We start from the raw sequence: 19,681 nt of genomic DNA on the forward strand, positions 1-19,681 counted from the left end.
ATGTCCGAGAATCGAGACGAGATCAGCGCCCGCACAGGCTTTGCGGGCAACCGGCTGTGGCGCGACGGTGAGCAGCGGACCGAGCAGAGCCTCGAAGCCGCCCTCGCCCACGCGGATGCGACGCTGTACCTCACCGCGGACGGCAAGTGGCTGTGCGCGACGAGCGGCGAGGCTCCGGACCCGGCATTCGCGCGGGCGGCGGCGGAAGAGCTCGGCGCCCAACTGCCCGAGAGCGTGCTCCTCGGTTTCGACCCGAGCGGCCGGCCGGCCCTCGCCGCCGAGTTCGGCGGCGTTCCCGAGGCGACGGACGCGTTGGCGCTCGTCGATCTTCGCTCGCTCGCCATGCAGGGCCGGCTCGATCCGGACGTCGAGGGACAGCTCGGCCAGGCCGCCCATCTCCTCGGCTGGCACCGCAAGAACCGCTTCTGCGGGCGCTGCGGCTCGCCGACGGTCCCGGAAGCCGCCGGCTATCGCCGCCGCTGCACGGAATGCGGCGACGTCGTCTTCCCGCGCACCGACCCGGTGACGATCATGCTGGTCCACGACGGCAACGGGCGCTGCATCCTCGGGCGCCAGCCGCGTTTTGCCGAGAAGTTCTGGTCGTGCCTGGCCGGCTTCGTCGAGCCGGGCGAGACGGTCGAAGACGCGGTGCGGCGCGAGACGAAGGAGGAGGCCGGCATCACCGTCGGCCCTGTCTCCTATCTCGCCTCGCAGCCCTGGCCGTTCCCCGGCTCGCTGATGATCGGCTGCGTCGGCCTCGCGACGAGCCAAGAGATCACCTTCGACGGCGAGGAACTCGAGGACTGCCGCTGGTTTGACCGTGCGGAGGTCCAGGCGATGCTGGAGGGGCGGCATCCGGACGGGCTGTCGCTGCCGAGCCGCTTCGCGATCGCGCATCACCTGATCAAGGCCTTCGCCGACGGCGCGGTATAGCCGAGAGCGATTTCGGCGGCCGGGAGTTTCACTGAGCCGGCCCGCGGCCGCCGGCGGTGAGAGCGCATGCAACGCCGGCCGAACGTGATAATCCTCCCGGCCATGCCAGCCGACGCCTCCCCCGCCCCGCCCGAATTCGACGACGCCTTTCGCGACCGACTGACGGATCTTCTCGCCTGGCGGCGCGACGTGCGGCGGTTCCGGACCGATCCCGTCCCCGACGCACTGATCGACGCCCTTCTCGACCTCGTCCAGGCGGCACCCTCGGTCGGCAACAGCCAGCCGTGGCGGTTCGTGAGGGTGGAGAGCGCCGCGGCGCGGGCGGCGGTCCGCCGCAGCTTCGAGCGCTGCAATGCGGAGGCGCTTGGAGGCTATGGCGGAGAGCGGGCGAAGCTCTACGCCGGGCTGAAGCTTTCCGGGCTCGATCGGGCGCCGGTCCAGCTGGCGGTCTTCTGCGACGGGACGACCGGCCAGGGCGCGGGCCTCGGCCGCATGACCATGCCGCAGACGCTGGACTTCTCCGTCGTCGGCGCGATCCACGTTCTGTGGCTCGCGGCGCGCGCCCATGGCCTCGGCCTCGGCTGGGTCTCGATCCTCGACCCGGATGACGTCACCGCGGGGCTGGATCCGCCGGCCGGCTGGCGCTTCATCGCCCATCTCTGCCTCGGCTGGCCGGAGGAGGAGCACGACACGCCGGAACTCGAGCGGCAGGGCTGGCAGGCGCGAACGGCGGCGGGGCGGCGCGTTCTGACGAGATGACGCGTGTCGCGGCGGACATCAAACGGCGCGTCGAGACTGACGACCGGCCCGCGCCCAGTCCATCTGCTCGCCGGTCTCGACGGCACCCGGCCTGACCGCCCGAAGCCGAGAAAGGGCGGGCGCCGGCTCTTCGCCTCGCTCGATCAGCAGCCGAAGCGCGATCATGCCGGAGCGGCCGAGACCACCGCGGCAATGCAGGAGGACGCGGCCTCCGGCATCCAGCAGCGTGTGCAGCCGCACCGCGAGGTCCGGCCACGCTGCCTCCGTAGCCCCGGCCGGCACCTCGAAGTCGCGGATTGGCAGATGCGCCCATGCGATGCCGAGCGAAGCCAGCCGACCGCCCAGCATGCCACACCCGACCGCCTCCATCTCCGCCCGTTCGGTGAGGGAGACGACGAGGCTCGGCCGCCAGTCGGCGACGACGGCAAGATCGCCGGACAGATCGCCGCCGAGACCCGGCAGCCGGCACAGTCCGAGCCGGCCGCGACCGACCCCGATCGTCCCGATCTGAAGACTGTCCGGCGTTTCTCCGCCCATGCAGGAGACCTCACGACTTCGAAGTGCGTTGGCCGAACGGCCTGCGGCCCGCTTCCAGCGTCGAACGGCCCGACCTCGCTCAGGCCGCGTATCGCCGGGCCATGACGGCGGCGAGATCCCGGACCGGCTGCGGCCGGCTGAAGAAATAGCCCTGGAATTCGTGGCAGCCGGTCAGGCGGAGCTGCGCCGCCTGCTCGGCGGTCTCGACGCCCTCGGCGGTGATCGTCATGCCGAGGCCGGTCGCGATGTCGCGGATGGCGCGCACGATGACCTGGCAATCGGGCCGCTTGTTGAGGTCGCTGACGAAGGAGCGGTCGATCTTGATCTTGTCGAAGGGGAAGAGCCGGAGATAGCTGAGCGAGGAATAGCCGGTGCCGAAGTCGTCCAGCGCCACATGCACCCCGATCGCGCGGATCCGACGCAGGATGTCGACCGCCGCGTTCACGTCGTCGACCAGCGCCGTCTCCGTGACTTCGATCTCCAGCCGGTTCGCCGGCAGGCCGGCGGCGTGGAGGGCTTCGATGATCCGGTCCGGCAGTTCCCGGTCGCGGAACTGGACCGGCGAGATGTTGACCGACACGCGCTGCCCGGCGGGCCAGGTGGCGGCCTCCCGGCAAGCCTCCCCGATCACCCACAGACCGATCGGGACGATCAGGCCGCTTTCCTCGGCGAGCGGGATGAAGTCGACCGGCGGTATCATGCCGCGCTCGGGATGCTCCCAGCGCAGCAGCGCCTCGCAGCCGGTCACGTCCCCGGTCCTAACGTCGACGAAGGGCTGGTAGTGCAGGCTGAACTCGCCCCGGGCCAGGGCCAGCCGGAGATCCTGCAGCAGCACCTGCCGGACCTGCAGCTGCTGGTCCATGTCCGCGGCGAAGAAGCGGAAGGTGCCGCGGCCGGCCTGTTTGGCGCGGTACAGCGCCGAGTCGGCGCCGTTCAGCAGGCTCTCCTGCGAGGCGCCGTCGGCGGGAGCGAAGGCGACGCCGATGCTGGCCCCCACCACCGCCTCGACCTCGCCGATCCGGATCGGCTCGGCGACGGCGGACAGCAGCCGGCGGCACAGCGCCTCGACCGCATCCGGCTCGTGCCGCCAGCTGAGGACGACGAACTCGTCGCCGCCGAAGCGCGCGACCATGCTGCCCGATTCCAGCGCCGCCTTCAGCCGCCGTGCGATCTCAACCAGGAGCCGGTCGCCGACGGGATGGCCGTAGCAGTCGTTGACCGGCTTGAAGCCGTCGAGGTCGATGCTGAGAAGGGCGAAGGCCCGCCCGGCCCGCAAGGCGTCGTCAACCGCGTGGCCGAGGAGCGTGCGGTTGGGCAGGTCGGTCAGGGCGTCGTGATGGGCGAGATGGACGATCCGGGCTTCCGCCTGCTTCGCCGCAGTGACGTCCGCCATGACGCCGCGATAGCCGGTGAAGCCCGCCCGCGCGTCGAACAGCGGCCGTCCGGAGACCTGGAACCAGCGCGACGCCGAACCGATCCTGCAGGGCACGACCACGTCGCGGAACGAGCGCCGCGCCGCCAGATCGTCGCGCAGGCGCTCGAGCGCCTGAGCGTTTCCGGGCATGTCGGGGTCGGCGAGGATGTCGGCGATCGCTTGCCCGGCGAGCGGCCGGTCGAAGATCACTTCGGCGAACCGCGTCGAGGGAGCGAAGACGTCGAGATTCGCGTCGGTCTGCCACAGCCAGTCGCTCGACTGGTCCTCGTGCTCGCGCAGCAACAGCCCGATGACCTCGGTCTTCTTCTCGAGCTCCAGCTGCTGCTGCACCGACTGCGCGAAGAGGGAGGAATGCTGGCGGATCACCTGCAGCGCAGCGCCGGCTCCGCAGATGAACAGCACGGCGAGCGCCGCGCGCTCCCAGTCCATCCCGGCATAGAACGCGCTGGCGGTGAACACGGCCATCTGCGTCAGCAGAAAGGTGATCGAAATGCGCAGGACCGGCGCGTGGATGGAACTCGCGGACCAGAAGGTGCCGATGCAGAGGGCCAGCATGAACGCGAAGGTGAATCCCTGCGTGGTGAACACCAGCAGCGAGGGATAGCTCGTCATCACCAGCGCAGTCACCGCGCTCCAGACGGCGAAGGGCGCGACCTGCCGCAGGGAGATGGGCTGCGGCAACTGCCGGAGCATGCGCCTGGCGATGGGGATGCGCACGCAGCACAGCACCAGCACCGCGCCGTACCAGACGAAGATCGCCGGCCCCAGTTCGGCGTGGAACAGGATCACGGCGAGGGTTGCGGCGGCGGTGAACCCGATCAGGCCGCGCTCGACGTTCGATTCCGACGCATGAAGCTGCCGGCCGCGAAGCTGATCGTCTCCCGCGCCGGATTGCGGCGGCTCTTCGGCGCCGGGATCGGCTGCGCTGGTGATCGTCGACAAGGTTGTGGCTCCGGACATCGTCGCCGCGCCGTTGCATCGCGGCGCGGGTATCGACGCATTGAAGCGCAAACCTCTGAAGAAATACCTGCTTTCTTCAGAAACATCCGCGCCGTATCATCCGCAACCGATTGCCTTGGGAGGCCGCCTACTCCCCCGGCAGGAGGAGGGCGTGACGGTTCTCCGCCGCCGGGTAGACGCCGAGATTGCGGTATTCGGCGGAGAAGAAGCCGAGTTCCTCCAGCGCGCGGGCGAGCGCGGGGTCGTGCGGATGACCCTCGACGTCGGCATAGAACAGCGTCGCGGAGAAGCTGCCGCCGAGCTGGTAGCTCTCCAGCTTGGTCATGTTGATGCCGTTGGTGGCGAACCCGCCGAGCGCCTTGTAGAGCGCCGCCGGGATGTTGCGCACGCGGAAGACGAAGGTCGTCACCACGTCGCGGCTGATATAGGTGCGGCCGCTCTCCGACAGGGCCGCATCGCGCTTCGCCCAGAGGCTGAGGCGCTGCTCGTCGGGATCGGCCAGCGGCTGCATGTCCGGATTGGCGAGGATGACGAAACGGGTGACGTTGTTCGCCGCGTCCTCGACGTCCTCCTCCAGGATGGCGAGGCCGTAGCGCTCGGCGGCGAGTTCCGGCGCGAGGGCAGCCCGCGTCCGGTCGCCGCTCTGCGAAACCTCGCGCGCGGCCCCCGCCGTGTCGCCCGCCACCACCGGCTTCCAACCGTTCGCGCGGATATATTTCCGGCACTGGCCCAGCGCATGGATGTGGCTGTGGACGCTCCGGATCTCGCTGCGCTTCACGCCCGGCAGCGCCATCAGCTGGAAGTGGATCGGCATGAAATACTCGCCGACGATCTGCAGGCCGGAATCCGGCATCAGGAGATGGATGTCGGCGACGCGGCCGGCCAGCGTGTTCTCGATCGGGATCATCGCCCGCTCGACGCGCCGCATCCGGCCCTCGTGCTCGGCCGAGCCGGCCTTCAGCGCCGCGAAGGCGTCGTCGAAGGAGGGGCACGGCAGCGGCTCGTAGGCGTCGCCGAAGACGCTCGCGCAGGCCATGTCGGAATTGGCGCCGGGCTCGCCCTGGAAGGCGATCATCGGGCGGTCTTTGGCCGAACTCATTTCAGGATACTCCGTACATCTGCCGGGCCCGCTCCAGATCGTCCGGCCCGTCGACGCCGAGCGGGACCGTGTCGACGATCTCGGCGTCGATGCGCATGCCGTCCTCCAGCGCGCGCAGCTGTTCCAGCTTCTCGCGCGTCTCCAGCGTCGAGGGGGACAGCTCGACGAATCGCTCCAGGCTGGCGCGGCGATAGGCGTAGAGGCCGACATGGTGATAGTGCGGCCCCGGCCCCCAGGGCGCCGTCGCCCGGGTGAAGTAGAGCGCCCGCATCCGCGTCGGGCCGATCGGCGAACCGACCAGCTTGACGACGTTCGGATTGGTGCGCTCGGCCTCGTGGGTGATCTGGACCGCGAGCGTCGCGATGTCGCAGCGCGGATCCTCGAAAGGCGCGAGCACCTGGCGGATGGCCTCCGGCTCGATCGTCGGCAGGTCACCCTGGACGTTGACGATCGTCTCCGCCGTAGCCTCCGGATCGACCGCCTGCAGCGCCTCGAAGATGCGGTCGGAGCCGGACTGATGCGCCGCCGACGTCATCACCGCCTCGAAGCCTGCCGACACGACCGCGTCGCGAATCGCCTCGGCGTCGGTCGCCACGAACACGCGACCGATCCTGGCCGCGGCGGCGCGCTCGGCGACGCGTACCACCATCGGCTTGCCGGCGATGTCGGCCAGGGCTTTCGCCGGCAGCCGGGTCGAGCCGTAGCGTGCGGGGATGAGGACGAGGATCGCCATGGGTTTCGCCTGAACTAAAGGTGAAGGGCCACACGCCTTGAACCGCCGGTGCGGCGATGACAAGGCTGTCGCAAGGCCAGCTCACGGCGGCTCTTACAGGTGTTGCCTTGGAATCGCAAAAGACCTAGGTTTCGCGCGGTTTTGCTTTGGGGGAGACGCCGGACGGCGTCGGCAAAAAGTCAGGGGGAGGTCGTTCCGGCCGATGGATTCGTTCGAAGCCAACAAGATCTTCGGAGCCGTTCTGGGAACGGTCTTCGTGCTGTTCGGCGGCAGCCTGCTCGCGGAAGGGCTGTTCAGCTCGGAGGCGCCGGAAAAGCCGGGCTTCGAGATCGCCGTCGCGGAACCGCAGCAGGGCGGCGGGACCGAGCAGAAGGCGGCTGCCGAGGATCCGCCGGTCGCCGCTCTCCTGCAGAACGCCGACGTCAAGGAAGGGCAGACGATCTTCAAGAAGTGCCAGGCCTGCCACAGCGGCGAGAAGGGCGGCCCGAACAAGGTCGGCCCGCACCTGTGGGGCGTCGTCGACCGGCCGGTGGCCTCGGTCTCCGACTTCTCCTATTCCGCCGGCATGAAGAAGTTCTCCGACAACGGCCAGAAGAAGTGGACCTACGACCACATCTACCACTTCATCAAGGCGCCGAAGGACTACGTGCCGGGCACGGCGATGGGCTTCGCGGGCCTGAAGGACCCGCAGCAGCGCGCTGACGTCATCGCTTATCTGCGGACGCTGAACGACAACCCGCCGCCGCTGCCGCCACCGCCGGCCGAGGGGCAGAAGAGCGCGGACGCCGGCAATGGCGGCGCGCCCGCGAGCGCCGAGGCGAACGCCGAGACCAATCCCGCGACGACCACCCAGCCGGGCGTCGCCGCTGCCCAGGAGCCGACGCAGACGCCAGCGACGACCGACAGCCAGGCCGCCGCGCCGCAGCCGAACGCCCAGGCCGCGCCGACGCAGGCGAATGAGAACAAGCCGAACCCGCCGGCCGCCCAGCAGCAGGCGGCTAACCAGGCCAACGCGCCGAAGGGCGGCGACGTCAACGCCGGCGCCGAAGGCACGCAGGGGATGAGCGCTGCGCCGGCGCAAGGCATCGCGCAGCCCGCCCCGGCGGGCCAGCGGCAGGCGGCGGCCAGCAGCCAGCCGGCAGGCGGCACGCAGCAGGCGGCGATCACCGGCGACCCGGCCGCCGGCAAGCAGGTCTTCCGCAAGTGCCAGGCCTGCCACGCCATCGGCGAAGGCGCCAAGAACAAGATCGGGCCGGAGCTGAACGGCATCGTCGGCGAGAAGGTCGCCCTCGTCGAAGGCTACAACTTCTCGAGCGCGCTGCAGAACTACGCCAAGACCCATCCGGTCTGGACGGTCGACGAGCTGCACCAGTGGCTCTCGGGCCCGCAGAAGCTGGTTCCCGGCACCAAGATGTCCTTCCCCGGCCTCAGCAGCCAGGACGACATCAACAACGTCATCGCCTATCTCGCGAGCTTCGGCCCGGACGGCAAGCCGAAGAACCCTTGAGCCGGGCGAACAGCCCGCATGCGAAGGAAGCCCCGGCAGCGTCCGGGGCTTTTTTCGTCTGGACCGCCGCCATCTGCCCGACAACCTCGCGCATGGTTCCCGGCCCGGAGCCGAAATCCGAGGCCCGTCAGCGAATTACGCAATCGTCAGGTGACAGCTCATCGCAGGATGGCCATAAACGTCGCGGAATGTTCTCGCTGCCCGCGCACCGCACCCGCAACGGAGATGTCCATTTGCCGTCACTGCCGCGTCTTGCCCGCCTCGCCGGCTCCGCCGCCCTCGCCTTCGCCCTGACGGTCGGCGCCGCCCTCGCCCAGGACGCGCCGAAGGCATCGACGCCGCAGGAGGCCGCCAAGCCGGCTGCGGCGGGTGAAACGGCCGGTGGTTGGCAGACCTCGATCTCCCTCATCGCCCCGTCGAAATATCCGCCCGACTTCAAGCACTACGACTACGTCAATCCGGACGCGCCGAAGGGCGGCACGCTGAACAGCGCCGTCATCGGCTCCTTCGACAGCTTCAATCCCTTCATCGTGCGCGGCACGCCGGCCGCCGGTCTCGCCACCTTCGGCGGCGGGCTGCTCTACGATTCGCTGATGGAGCAGTCGACCGACGAGCCGGCGACCTCCTACGGCATGATCGCCGAGGCGCTCCGCTATCCGCCCGACTTTTCCTCCGTCACCTTCCGGCTGAACCCCAAGGCCCGCTGGCACGACGGCAAGCCGATCACCGTCGAGGACGTGATCTGGAGCTTCAACACGCTGAAGTCCCTGCATCCGCAATGGGCGGCCTACTACAAGAACGTCGTCAAGGCGGAGAAGACGGGCGACCGGGAGGTGACCTTCACCTTCGACCAGAAGAACAACCGCGAGCTGCCGAACATCATGGGCGACCTGACGGTGCTGCCCAAGCACTACTGGGAGGGCACCGGCCCGGACGGCAAGAAGCGCGACATCTCGCAGCCGACCTCCGAGCCGCCGCTCGGTTCCGGCCCCTACAGGATCGGCAAGTTCTCGATGGGCAAGTCGATCGAGTGGGAGCGGGTGCCGGACTACTGGGCCGCCGACAATCCGACGCGCGTCGGGCGCTACAACTACGGCCGGATCGACTACACCTATTTCCGCGACCAGAACGCCGCCTGGGAGGCCTTCAAGAAGGGCGGGCTCGACGACTACCGCATCGAGAACATCTCGCAGCGCTGGGCCGAGGGCTACGACTTTCCCGCCGTCAAGAACGGCGAGGTGATCCAGAAGACGGTGCCGAACCATTCGGTCGCGAACATGCAGGCCTATGTCCTGAACAACCGCCTGCCGAAATTTCAGGACCGGCGGGTGCGCGAGGCGCTGACCCTCGCCTTCAACTTCCAGGAGATGAACCGCACGCTGTTCCACGGCCTCTACAAGCGGCTCGACAGCTATTTCGCCAACAGCGAACTGGCATCGAGCGGCCTGCCGGGCGATCGCGAGCTGAAATTCCTGACGCCGCTGAAGGGCAAGATCCCGGACGAGGTCTTCACCAAGCCCTTCACCCTGCCCGACTACGACACGGCGAACGCGACGCGCACCTATCTCAGGCAGGCCTATCAGCTGCTGACCGAGGCCGGCTATGTCCGCAAGGGCACCGGGCTCGTGAACGCCAGGACCGGCGAGCCCTTCACCATCGAGATGCTCGGCGACGACCCCTCGGAGAATCGCATCCTCGAACCTTATGCCCGCAGCCTGGAGCGGCTCGGCATCAAGGCGACCGTGCGCATCGTCGACCAGAACCAATATATCGACCGGTTGCGCAACTTCGATTTCGAGGTCGCCAGCATCCCCTATTATCCGCAGTCGCTGTCGCCCGGCAACGAGCAGCGCGACTACTGGAGTTCGAAGGCGGCCGACAGTCCCGGCAGCCGGAACTATGCCGGCATCAAGAATCCGGCGATCGACACGCTCATCAACGACATCGTCTTTGCCAAGGACAGGGCCGATCTCGTGGCGGCGACCCATGCGCTCGACCGGGTGATGCTGTGGGAATATTACGTCATCCCGCAGTGGTACAACGACAAGGTCTGGCTCGCCTACTGGACGAAGCTCCAGATGCCGAAGCAGCGGCCGAGTTCCGCCTCGATCGATCCCTATGCCTGGTGGGTCAAGGGCGCCGGCAAGGACACGGCGTCGGCGAAGTGATGGCGACCGCTCTGACGCATCTCACCCGCCGCCGCTTCGGCCAGCTGGCTCTCGCCGCCGGCGGGGCCGCGGCCCTGCCGGGCAAGCTCTTCGCCGCCGTGCCCACCGACAGGCCGCTGCACGGCCTGTCGGTCTTCGGCGAGCTGAAATACGGGCCGGACTACACCGCCTTCGACTATGCCGCGCCGGACGCGCCGGACGGCGGCCCGATGAACCTGTCCGTCTCGAGCTGGCTGTTCAACCAGTCGCCGCAGACCTTCGACACGCTGAACACCTTCGTCCTGCAGGGCAATGCGCCGCCGCGCATGGAGTACCTCTACGATTCGCTGATGGTCTCCTCGATGGACGAGCCCGACGCGATCTACTGCGCGCTGGCGAAGAGCGTCACCGTCTCCCCCGACCGGAACGGCTTCACCTTCGAACTCCGGCCCGAGGCGCACTTTTCGACCGGCGCGCCGGTGACGGCGAAGGATGTCGTCTTTTCCTACGAGCAGCTGAAGCAGAACGGCCATCCGAGCCTGCAGGTCTCGCTGCGCAACGTCGGCAAGGTCGAGGCGCTGGCGGACGGGCGCGTCCGGATCGCCTTCAACGGCCGCCAGGGCTTCGGCGACGCGCTGGACGCGCTCGGCATGCCGATCCTCTCGGCCGACTTCTTCGGCCGGCGCAGCCTCACCGACGTCTCGACCGAGATCATCCCGGGGTCCGGGCGCTATAGCGTCGGCCGGTCCGACTTCGGCCGCTTCATCGAATACGACAAGCGGCCGGGCTACTGGGCGAAGGACCTGCCCTTCGCGCGCGGGCTCGACCACTTCCAGACGATCCGCATCGACTTCTTCCGCGATCGGCAGCCGGCGCTGGAGGCCTTCAAGAAGGGCCTCATCACCTTCCGCGAGGAGTTCACCTCGAAGGACTGGGCGACCGAATACGACTTCCCCGCGGTGAAGCGCGGTGCGGTGGTCAAGCGCACCTTCCCGCGGGAGAAGCGGCCGACCTTCCAGTGCTGGGCGCTGAACCAGCGGCGCGAGCGCTTCGCCGACAGCCGCGTGCGCCATGCGATCAACCTGTGCTTCGACTTCGAGTGGACGAACACCAACCTGATGTTCGGCCTGCGCCGGCATTCGAATTCGCCCTTCGAGGGCTCCGATTTCGTCGCCACCGGCACGCCGTCGAAGGCGGAACTGGCGCTGCTGGAGCCTCTGCGCGGCAAGGTTCCGGAGGAGGTGTTCGGTCCGGTCTGGCTGCAGCCTGTGAGCGACGGCTCCGGGCGGGACCGCAAGAACCTGCGCCTCGCCTCCGACCTCTTCGCCGCCGCCGGCTGGCGGCGGCAGGGCAGCCGGTTGGTCGACAAGTCCGGCCAGCCCTTCGTCCTGGAGTTTCTGACGCGCGGCCAGGAACAGGCGCGCGTCTATGCGAAGATGATCGACACGCTGCGCCTCCTCGGGGTCGACGCCTCGATCCGGCTCGTCGACGAGGCGCAGTATCAGGCGCGCAGCAACAGCTTCGACTTCGACATGATCCTCGCCGCCTTCCAGCTGGGTGCGACGCCGACGCGCGAGAGCCTGTCGCTGTTCTTCGGCGGCGACGCGAAGGATCGGCCGGGCTCCTACAACTATCCCGGCATGTCGAGCGAAGCCGTGGATACGCTGATCGGCAAGGTCGGGGCGGCGCGGAGCCGGGCGGATCTCGTCACCGCGATGCGGGCGCTCGACCGGGTGCTGCGCTGGCGGCTCGACTGGATCCCGAACATCAACGCGCCGTTCCACTACGCGGCCTTCTGGGACATGTTCGGCTTCAAGCCCGACAAGCCCGACTATGCCTGGCCGGTCGAGCGGCTGTGGTGGTTCGACGCGGCCAAGGCGAAGGCAGTCGGCAAGGCCTGAGCAAGCGCTGCGGGCGACTGTGCCGGCATGGCCGGCGGGCATGAAGTCGCCCGATTTTGCGCCGAGGGCCCGGAACGGTTAACGAGAACGAGCCGCGCACCGCGGCGCGCCGGGCCGCCGGCGAGACCTTCGGAGACGATCACCCCGATATGGGCGCCTACATCCTCCGCCGCCTCCTCCTGATGATCCCGACCCTGTTCGGGATCATGGCGATTTCGTTCATCGTCGTGCAGTTCGCGCCGGGCGGTCCGGTCGAACAGGTCATCGCCAGCCTGCAGGGCGATGCCGGCGGCGCCTCGGCGCGCGTTTCCGGCGGCGGCGGCGACTTCAGCGCCGCGCAGAGCGGCGGCAGCGATTCCGGCTATCGCGGCGCACAGGGGTTGAGCCCCGAGTTCCTCGCCAAGCTCAACAAGCAGTTCGGCTTCGACAAGCCGCCGCTGCAGCGCTTCGGCCTGATGCTGTGGAACTACATCCGCTTCGATTTCGGCGAGAGCTATTTCCGCTCGATCTCGGTGTGGGACCTGATCCTGGAGAAGATGCCTGTCTCGATCTCGCTCGGCCTGTGGATCACCCTCCTCTCCTACCTGATCTCGATCCCGCTCGGCATCCGCAAGGCGCTGAAGGACGGCTCGACCTTCGACGTCTGGACGTCCGGCATCGTCATCGTCGCCTATGCCATCCCCGGCTTTCTCTTCGCCGTGCTCCTGATCGTGCTCTTCGCCGGCGGCTCCTTCTTTGACTGGTTCCCGCTGCGCGGGCTCCTGTCGGACGGCGTCAGCGGCGCCTGGTGTGCGCCCTGGTCGGCGAAGTTCGACGCCTCCGCCTGCTTTGCGCGCACGGTCCCCGACTATTTCTGGCACCTCACGCTGCCGCTGATCGCGCTGTCGCTGTCGGCGTTCGCCACGACCACCCTCCTGACGAAGAACTCCTTCCTCGACGAGATCCGCAAGCAGTACGTCACGACCGCTCGCGCGAAGGGCCTGACCGAGCGCCGCGTGCTCTACGGCCACGTCTTCCGCAATGCCATGCTGATCATCATCGCCGGCTTCCCCGGCGCCTTCATCTCGGCCTTCTTCACCGGCTCACTGCTCATCGAGCAGATCTTCTCGCTCGACGGGCTCGGCCTCCTCGGCTTCGACAGCATCTATCAGCGCGATTATCCCGTGGTGTTCGGCACGCTTTACATCTTCTCGCTGATCGGCCTCGTGACGACGCTGATCTCCGACCTGACCTACACCTGGATCGATCCGCGCATCGACTTCGAACGGCGGGAGGTCTGAGGATGATGGACGATCGCGGCAACCGCCCCGCCAGCGAGACGCTCAATGCCGACGGGCCACGCGGCGACGAGCCGCTGAAGGATCGGCTCGGCCACGACCACCCGCCCGGCGAGCTGCCGGACATGCGCGCCGAGGCGATCGCCGAGGAGCAGACGAGCGGCGTCGCGCAGCTCGCGCCGGAGGCCGAGTTCACCCGGCGCCCGCGCCTGTCGCCGCTGAACAAGCGCCGCTGGCAGAACTTCAAGGCGAACAAGCGCGGCTACTGGTCGCTGTGGATCTTCGCGGTCCTCTTCGTCGTCACGCTGTTCGCCGAGTTCATCGCCAACGACAAGCCGCTGCTCGTCGACTACAAGGGCGAGTTCTACTATCCGGTCTTCGTCGACTACCCGGAAGTGACCTTCGGCGGCTTCCTGCCGGTCACCGACTATCGCGACCCCTTCGTGCAGGACGAGATCAATTCGCATGGCTGGATGGTCTGGCCGCTGATCCGCTACTCCTACGGCACGGTCAACAACGAGATCCCCTCGACCGCGCCCTCGCCGCCGTCCTGGCTTTTGACCAAGGCCGAGCGCTGCAAGAACTATCCGAAGGGCGTCGACGACCCGAACTGCACCTTCGGCAACATGAACTGGCTCGGCACCGACAACCAGGCGCGCGACGTCCTGGCGCGGCTGATCTACGGCTTCCGCATCTCGGTGCTGTTCGGGCTGATCCTCACCGCCGCCTCGGCGCTGATCGGCGTCTCCGCCGGCGCGATCCAGGGCTATTTCGGCGGCTGGATCGACCTCCTCTTCCAGCGCTTCATCGAGATCTGGTCGTCGATCCCGGTGCTCTACCTGCTGCTGATCATCGCCGCCGTGCTGCCGCCCGGCTTCTGGGTGCTGCTCGGGGTGATGCTCCTGTTCTCCTGGGTCGCCTTCGTCGGCGTCGTGCGGGCGGAGTTCCTGCGGGCCCGCAACTTCGAATATGTCAACGCCGCGCGGGCGCTCGGCGTCGGCGACCGGACGATCATCTTCCGCCACATGCTGCCGAACGCCATGGTGGCGACGCTGACCTTCCTGCCCTTCATCCTGAACGGCTCGATCACGACGCTGACCTCGCTCGACTTCCTCGGCTTCGGCCTGCCCCCCGGCTCGCCGTCGCTGGGCGAGATCCTGGCGCAGGGCAAGAACAACCTTCAGGCCCCCTGGCTCGGTTTTTCCGGCTTCATCGTGCTATCTCTGATGCTCTCCCTGCTCGTCTTCATCGGGGAGGCAGTGCGCGACGCCTTCGACCCGCGCAAGAGCTTCGGGTGACAGACATGAACGAACTGAGAAAGATTGTCGTCGACGATTATCCGGCGGACAACCTACCGGAGGACATCCGCAAGGACCTGGACCCTGGGCAACGCGTCAGGGTGACGGTCGAGCCCTACAGGCAAGAGCCGCGATATCTTCGCTTCCACGGGATCGCCGCGCACAAGAAGACGACGATCGAAGAAGCCGTCGCACGCGTTCGCGCTCTGCGCGACGAGTGGGATTAGACAATGGCGCGCTGGACCGTCTATCTCGACTCCAACGCACTGATCAGCTTCGTCGAAGTCGATGATGATCCTGTCATCCGTCTCTTCGATGTCGTCGAACCCGGGATGGCCAAGCTCTTCACCAGTGAACTCAGCCTGTCCGAGGTTCTTGTCGGGCCCCTTCGGGACGGAGACCATAGTCTGGTCGCCGCCTACGAGGAATTCCTGATCAGCGACGAGAGTTTGACCGTCCTGCCGATCGACCGGGCAGTCCTGCGAGACGCCGCTAGGCTACGGGCGGCTTTCGGCGGCAAGACGCCCGACGCCATTCACGTGGCGACAGCGATCGCCAGCAATTGCAACGTTATCGTCTCATCCGACCAGCGGCTTCGCATGCCGAAAGCGATTTCTCGGATCGCGGTGGAGGATGTCGGCGACTGGGAAAAGTGGCCATGACCGATCACCACCATCACCACGCCGGCCAGTCGCACGGCCACGATCATGGGCGCGGTCACTCCCATGACCATCATGACCACCACGGCCACTCCCATTCGCACGGCTTCGGCGGCCACGCGCATGGCGCCAACGAGACGCGGATGGCGATCGCGGCGGGGCTGACCGGCGTGTTCATGCTGGCCGAAGTGATCGGCGGCCTGTTCTCCGGCTCGCTGGCGCTTCTGGCCGATGCCGGGCACATGCTGACCGACTTCGCCGCCCTCGGCCTCGGCTGGTTCGCCTTCCGGCTGTCGCGGCGGCCGAGCGACGCGGAGCGGACCTATGGCTACGACCGCTTCGAAGTACTCGTCGCCTTCGTCAACGGCCTCGTCCTGTTCCTGATCGCCGCCTTCATCGTCTACGAGGCGGTGGAGCGGCTGATGTCGCCGAGCAGGGTGCTCGGCGGGACCATGCTGGCGATCGCGATCGGCGGCCTCGTCGTGAATATTGCGGTGTTCTTCGTGCTGCACGGCGGCGACCGGGAGAACCTCAATGTCCGCGGCGCCGTCCTTCACGTTCTGGGCGATCTTCTCGGCTCCGTCGCAGCGATAGCCGCCGCCGTCGTCATCCTCTTCACCGGCTGGTTCCCGATCGACCCGATCCTGTCCGTGCTGGTCTCGGTGATCATCCTCGTCTCCGCCTACAGGCTGGTGCGCGATGCCGGCCATGTGCTCCTCGAAGGCACGCCCGGCGACGTCGAAAGCGCAGACATCGCGCCGCATCTCGTCGGTGCGGTCGAGGGTCTGCGCGAAGTGCATCACGTCCACACCTGGGCGATCACGCCGCAGCGGCGCATGGCGACGCTGCACGCCTGCATCGAGGAGACGACGGACGGGACGATCGTGACTCGCGCGATCAAGAAGGAGCTGCAGGAGCGGTTCTCGATCGGGCATGCGACGGTCGAGATCGAATGGGAGGTCTGCGCCGACAACGGCCAAAGTTCCTGTCATGAGACCGGAGCCCCGCCGACAGACCTCGCTGCGCGCGTCGACGATCACGGCACGGTCCACACCGGCCCGCGCGGCGGCGATCATTCCCACACGCACTCGCACCGGACCGCCGGCGGGGGCTTCTCGCCCCTTACCGCCTGAACCGTTCGAGGCTTTCCACGCAAGGACCGCAGCGCTTGACCACGACCCCGGCCGCCGCGCCCGCCATTCGCGCTTCCGACCCGCTCCTGTCGGTCGAGAACCTCTCGGTCGCCTTCCAGCAAGGCGGCAAGACCGTCACCGCCGTCGACGGCGTCTCCTTTGCGATCGGCCGGGGCGAGACGCTGGCGCTGGTCGGTGAATCGGGCTCCGGCAAGTCGGTCTCGGCGCTGTCGATCCTGAAGCTCCTGCCCTACCCGGCCGCCAGCCACCCCTCCGGCGCGATCCTCTTCGAGGGCCAGAACCTCATCGGCACCGACGACCGGCAGCTGCGCAAGGTGCGCGGCAACCGCATCTCGATGATCTTCCAGGAGCCGATGTCCTCGCTGAACCCGCTGCACACGATCGAGCGGCAGGTCGGCGAGGTGCTGACCCTGCATCGCGGTCTCGGCGAGAAGGCCGCGCGGGCGCGCACGCTGGAGCTTCTCGCCCAGGTCGGCATCCGCAATCCGGAGGAGCGCCTCGGCGCCTATCCGCACCAGCTCTCCGGCGGGCAGCGCCAGCGCGTGATGATCGCCATGGCGCTCGCCAACGAGCCCGACCTTCTGATCGCAGACGAGCCGACGACGGCCCTCGACGTCACCGTGCAGGCGCAGATCCTGGAGCTTCTGAAGACGCTCCAGGCCGCCCACGGCATGGCGATGCTGTTCATTACCCATGATCTCGGCATCGTGCGGCGGATCGCCGACCGCGTCTGCGTGATGTATCGCGGCAAGATCGTCGAGGAGGGCGCGACCGCCCGCATCTTCGCCGATCCCCAGCACGCCTATACCAGGCACCTGCTCGCGGCCGAGCCCAAGGGGCGGCCGCCCGCCGCCAACACCAATGCCCCGGTCGTGGTGGAGGCGAAGGACCTGAAGGTCTGGTTCCCGATCAAGACCGGCTTCTTCCGCAAGACCACCGGCTACGTCAAAGCCGTTGACGGCATCGACCTCACCGTGCGCGCCGGCCAGACCGTCGGCGTCGTCGGCGAATCGGGCTCCGGCAAGACGACGCTCGGCCTCGCGCTCTGCCGGATGATCTCGTCCAAGGGGGAGATCGCCTTCGACGGCGCCCGCATCGACGACCGTTCGTTCAAGAAGATGCGGCCCCTGCGCGACCGGATGCAGATCGTCTTCCAGGACCCCTACGGCTCGCTCTCGCCGCGCATGCCGATCGCCGACATCGTTGCCGAGGGGCTGACGATCCACGAGCGCGGGCTGTCCGCCGCAGAGCGCGACGCGCGGGTCGTCGCGGCGCTGAACGAGGTGGGGCTCGACCCCGCGGCGCGGTTCCGGTTTCCGCACGAGTTCTCCGGCGGCCAGCGCCAGCGCATCGCGATCGCGCGCGCGATGGTGCTGAACCCGCGATTCGTCATGCTGGACGAGCCGACCTCGGCGCTCGACATGAGCGTCCAGGCGCAGGTCGTCGACCTCCTGCGCGACCTGCAGAAGCGGCATGATCTCGCCTATCTCTTCATATCTCACGACCTGAAGGTCGTCCGGGCGCTGGCCAACGAGGTCATCGTCATGCGAAACGGCGTCGTCATGGAGCGCGGTCCGGCGGAGGAGATCTTCGAGCGGCCGCAGACCGACTACACCAAGGCGCTGATGGCGGCGGCCTTCGACATCGAAGCCGCACCGACGGGGATCGTTTCGCAATGAGCACCGGCCACTACCGGGACCAGCTTTCCGACCAGCCGATGGACTTCACCATCGACAACGAAGAGCTTCTTCACGACGGCTTTCGCAACCTGCGCGGCGTGACCGTCCGCCACGACGCGATGGACGACGGCGGCTCGATCGGGCCGCTCCACCGCGAGTTTCTCGACACCGGCCCCGTCGCGGTGATCGTGCCCTACGACCCGGAGCGCGACGCGATCGTCGTCATCCGCCAGTTCCGGGTCACGGCGGCGCTGAAGACGCCCAACGGAGCGATTCTGGAACTCCCCGCCGGCATGGTCGACCCGGGCGAATCGGTCCAAGACGCCGCGGCGCGTGAACTGACGGAGGAGACCGGCCTTTCCTGCAGGGCGATCGAGACCTGCTTCAAGATGATGCCGACGCCGGGACTGACCAGCGAGCAGGCGACGATCTTCCTCGCCATCGTCGACGCCTCCGGACTGGCGGAAGCCGCCGGCAAGCCGGACGAGCATGAGGATATCCGCCCGATCCTCGCCAAGGTGGACGATCTCGTCGCCGCCGTCGACGACGGTCGCATCGAGAACGGCTATCTCCTCGCCTGCACCCACTGGTTCGCGCGCAAGGGGCGCCCCATGGCGCAGGCGCTGGTCGGATCGATCGACGACGCGGAAAGCGCGCAATGAGCATCCTCCTCTCCGTCACAGGCTTCGACCCGCAGCGCTGGTACGAGGCGCTGAAGGCGGCCGATCCGAGCCACACCATCGTGCTTCAGCCCGGCCGCGCCGACGACCCGTCGATCGACTACGCCGTCGTCTGGAAACAGCCGCCCGGCATCCTTTCGGCGCTGCCGAACCTCAAGGCGATCTTCTCACTCGGTGCCGGCGTCGATCACATCCTCGCCGACCGCTCGCTTCCGGACGTGCCGATCGCCCGCATCGTCGCCGACGACCTCACTGCGCGGATGAGCGAATACGTCGTCTGGCGCGTGCTCGACCATTTCCGCCGCGGGCGCGCCTACCGCCAGCAGCAGGCGCAGAGGATCTGGCACGAGCGCATGCAGCCGGCGGCGCGCGAGGTGACGGTCGGCATCATGGGCTTCGGCGCCCTCGGCCAGGATGCCGCCGAAAAGCTGCGGACGCTCGGCTTCCAGGTCGCCGGCTGGAGCCGCAGCGGGCGAACCGCGCCGGGCGTCGCGACCTATTCCGGCTCGGACGGCCTTTCGCCCTTCCTCGCCGCAAGCGACATCCTCGTCGTGCTCCTGCCGCTGACGGCGGAGACGCGCGGCATCATCGACGCCGACCTCCTGTCGAAGCTGAAGCGCCAGACGCCGCTCGGCGGCCCGGTGCTGATCAATGCCGGGCGCGGAGCCCTGCAGGACGAAGTGGCGATTCTCGACGCGCTCGACCGCGACATCCTGATGGAAGCTTCGCTCGACGTCTTCACGGTCGAGCCGCTGCCCGCCGCCTCCCCGCTGTGGGCGCATCCGAAGGTGTTCGTCACCCCGCACGCCGCCGCGGTTTCGGATCCCGAGCAGCTCGCCCCCCTCGTCATGCAGCAGATCGCCGCCCACCAGCGCGGCGAACCGCTCAAGCATCTCGTCGACCGCGCCAGCGGCTATTGACCG

17 protein-coding genes are annotated in these 19,681 nt (G+C 68.1%); 13 read left to right on the forward strand and 4 right to left on the reverse strand.

Annotated elements, in window-relative coordinates; genetic code table 11:
* Together nudC and bluB are read left to right on the forward strand one after the other, a co-directional pair.
* Positions 1-933 carry an NAD(+) diphosphatase gene (gene nudC, locus AB5S17_RS20700; RefSeq protein WP_369242981.1) on the forward strand — a complete coding sequence of 311 codons (933 nt, stop codon included), beginning with the start codon at positions 1-3 and terminating at the stop codon, positions 931-933.
* A gap of 102 nt (positions 934-1,035) precedes the next feature.
* Entirely contained in the window at positions 1,036-1,692 is a 657-nt protein-coding gene (gene bluB, locus AB5S17_RS20705; RefSeq protein ID WP_369242983.1) for a 5,6-dimethylbenzimidazole synthase, read from the forward strand.
* A gap of 18 nt (positions 1,693-1,710) precedes the next feature.
* Here bluB and AB5S17_RS20710 read toward each other — a convergent pair whose 3' ends face one another.
* The 4 genes from AB5S17_RS20710 to AB5S17_RS20725 all read right to left on the reverse strand — a co-directional run bounded on the left by AB5S17_RS20710 (position 1,711) and on the right by AB5S17_RS20725 (position 6,456).
* Positions 1,711-2,229: a hypothetical protein gene (locus tag AB5S17_RS20710; protein WP_369242985.1), complete on the reverse strand. Its 519-nt coding sequence runs from the start codon at positions 2,227-2,229 to the stop codon at positions 1,711-1,713.
* A 79-nt stretch (positions 2,230-2,308) separates the two neighbouring features.
* On the reverse strand, positions 2,309-4,606 hold the full coding sequence (locus tag AB5S17_RS20715) for a putative bifunctional diguanylate cyclase/phosphodiesterase (protein WP_369242987.1): 2,298 nt from the start codon (positions 4,604-4,606) through the stop codon (positions 2,309-2,311).
* 145 nt (positions 4,607-4,751) lie between these two features.
* The gene (locus AB5S17_RS20720; RefSeq protein WP_369242989.1) at positions 4,752-5,723 is read right to left on the reverse strand and encodes a prephenate dehydratase; all 972 of its coding nucleotides are present in this window, start codon (positions 5,721-5,723) and stop codon (positions 4,752-4,754) included.
* 1 nt (position 5,724) lies between these two features.
* Entirely contained in the window at positions 5,725-6,456 is a 732-nt protein-coding gene (locus AB5S17_RS20725; RefSeq protein ID WP_369242991.1) for a 3-deoxy-manno-octulosonate cytidylyltransferase, read from the reverse strand.
* 202 nt (positions 6,457-6,658) lie between these two features.
* On the opposite strand from AB5S17_RS20725, the gene AB5S17_RS20730 reads away from it, so the two are divergent.
* The 11 genes from AB5S17_RS20730 (at position 6,659) to AB5S17_RS20780 (ending at position 19,678) form a co-directional block, all read left to right on the forward strand.
* The gene (locus AB5S17_RS20730) at positions 6,659-7,963 is read left to right on the forward strand and encodes a c-type cytochrome (protein WP_369242993.1); all 1,305 of its coding nucleotides are present in this window, start codon (positions 6,659-6,661) and stop codon (positions 7,961-7,963) included.
* 233 nt (positions 7,964-8,196) lie between these two features.
* Positions 8,197-10,131 carry an ABC transporter substrate-binding protein gene (locus AB5S17_RS20735; RefSeq protein WP_369242995.1) on the forward strand — a complete coding sequence of 645 codons (1,935 nt, stop codon included), beginning with the start codon at positions 8,197-8,199 and terminating at the stop codon, positions 10,129-10,131.
* The gene (locus AB5S17_RS20740) at positions 10,131-12,011 is read left to right on the forward strand and encodes an extracellular solute-binding protein (RefSeq protein WP_369242997.1); all 1,881 of its coding nucleotides are present in this window, start codon (positions 10,131-10,133) and stop codon (positions 12,009-12,011) included. The genes AB5S17_RS20735 and AB5S17_RS20740 overlap by 1 nt, the downstream gene beginning before the upstream one ends.
* Positions 12,012-12,160: 149 nt before the next feature.
* The gene (locus AB5S17_RS20745; protein ID WP_369242999.1) at positions 12,161-13,291 is read left to right on the forward strand and encodes a microcin C ABC transporter permease YejB; all 1,131 of its coding nucleotides are present in this window, start codon (positions 12,161-12,163) and stop codon (positions 13,289-13,291) included.
* Between the two features lie 122 nt (positions 13,292-13,413).
* Complete coding sequence (locus AB5S17_RS20750; protein WP_369243095.1) at positions 13,414-14,586, forward strand: ABC transporter permease; 1,173 nt, start codon at positions 13,414-13,416, stop codon at positions 14,584-14,586.
* Between the two features lie 5 nt (positions 14,587-14,591).
* Complete coding sequence (locus AB5S17_RS20755; protein ID WP_369243001.1) at positions 14,592-14,813, forward strand: hypothetical protein; 222 nt, start codon at positions 14,592-14,594, stop codon at positions 14,811-14,813.
* Between the two features lie 3 nt (positions 14,814-14,816).
* Positions 14,817-15,248, forward strand: a complete 432-nt coding sequence (locus tag AB5S17_RS20760; protein ID WP_369243003.1) for a type II toxin-antitoxin system VapC family toxin — start codon at positions 14,817-14,819, stop codon at positions 15,246-15,248.
* Positions 15,245-16,378, forward strand: coding sequence for a cation diffusion facilitator family transporter (locus tag AB5S17_RS20765; protein WP_369243005.1), 1,134 nt, complete (start codon positions 15,245-15,247; stop codon positions 16,376-16,378). Before AB5S17_RS20760 ends, AB5S17_RS20765 begins: the two co-directional genes overlap by 4 nt.
* Before the next feature lie 35 nt (positions 16,379-16,413).
* Complete coding sequence (locus AB5S17_RS20770) at positions 16,414-18,078, forward strand: ABC transporter ATP-binding protein (RefSeq protein WP_369243007.1); 1,665 nt, start codon at positions 16,414-16,416, stop codon at positions 18,076-18,078.
* Positions 18,075-18,740: an NUDIX domain-containing protein gene (locus AB5S17_RS20775; protein ID WP_369243009.1), complete on the forward strand. Its 666-nt coding sequence runs from the start codon at positions 18,075-18,077 to the stop codon at positions 18,738-18,740. The genes AB5S17_RS20770 and AB5S17_RS20775 overlap by 4 nt, the downstream gene beginning before the upstream one ends.
* Positions 18,737-19,678 carry a 2-hydroxyacid dehydrogenase gene (locus AB5S17_RS20780; RefSeq protein ID WP_369243011.1) on the forward strand — a complete coding sequence of 314 codons (942 nt, stop codon included), beginning with the start codon at positions 18,737-18,739 and terminating at the stop codon, positions 19,676-19,678. The genes AB5S17_RS20775 and AB5S17_RS20780 overlap by 4 nt, the downstream gene beginning before the upstream one ends.
* Positions 19,679-19,681 lie beyond the last annotated feature (3 nt).

Source organism: Jiella sp. M17.18 (assembly GCF_041027365.1).
GTDB lineage: Bacteria > Pseudomonadota > Alphaproteobacteria > Rhizobiales > Rhizobiaceae > VKMB-3413.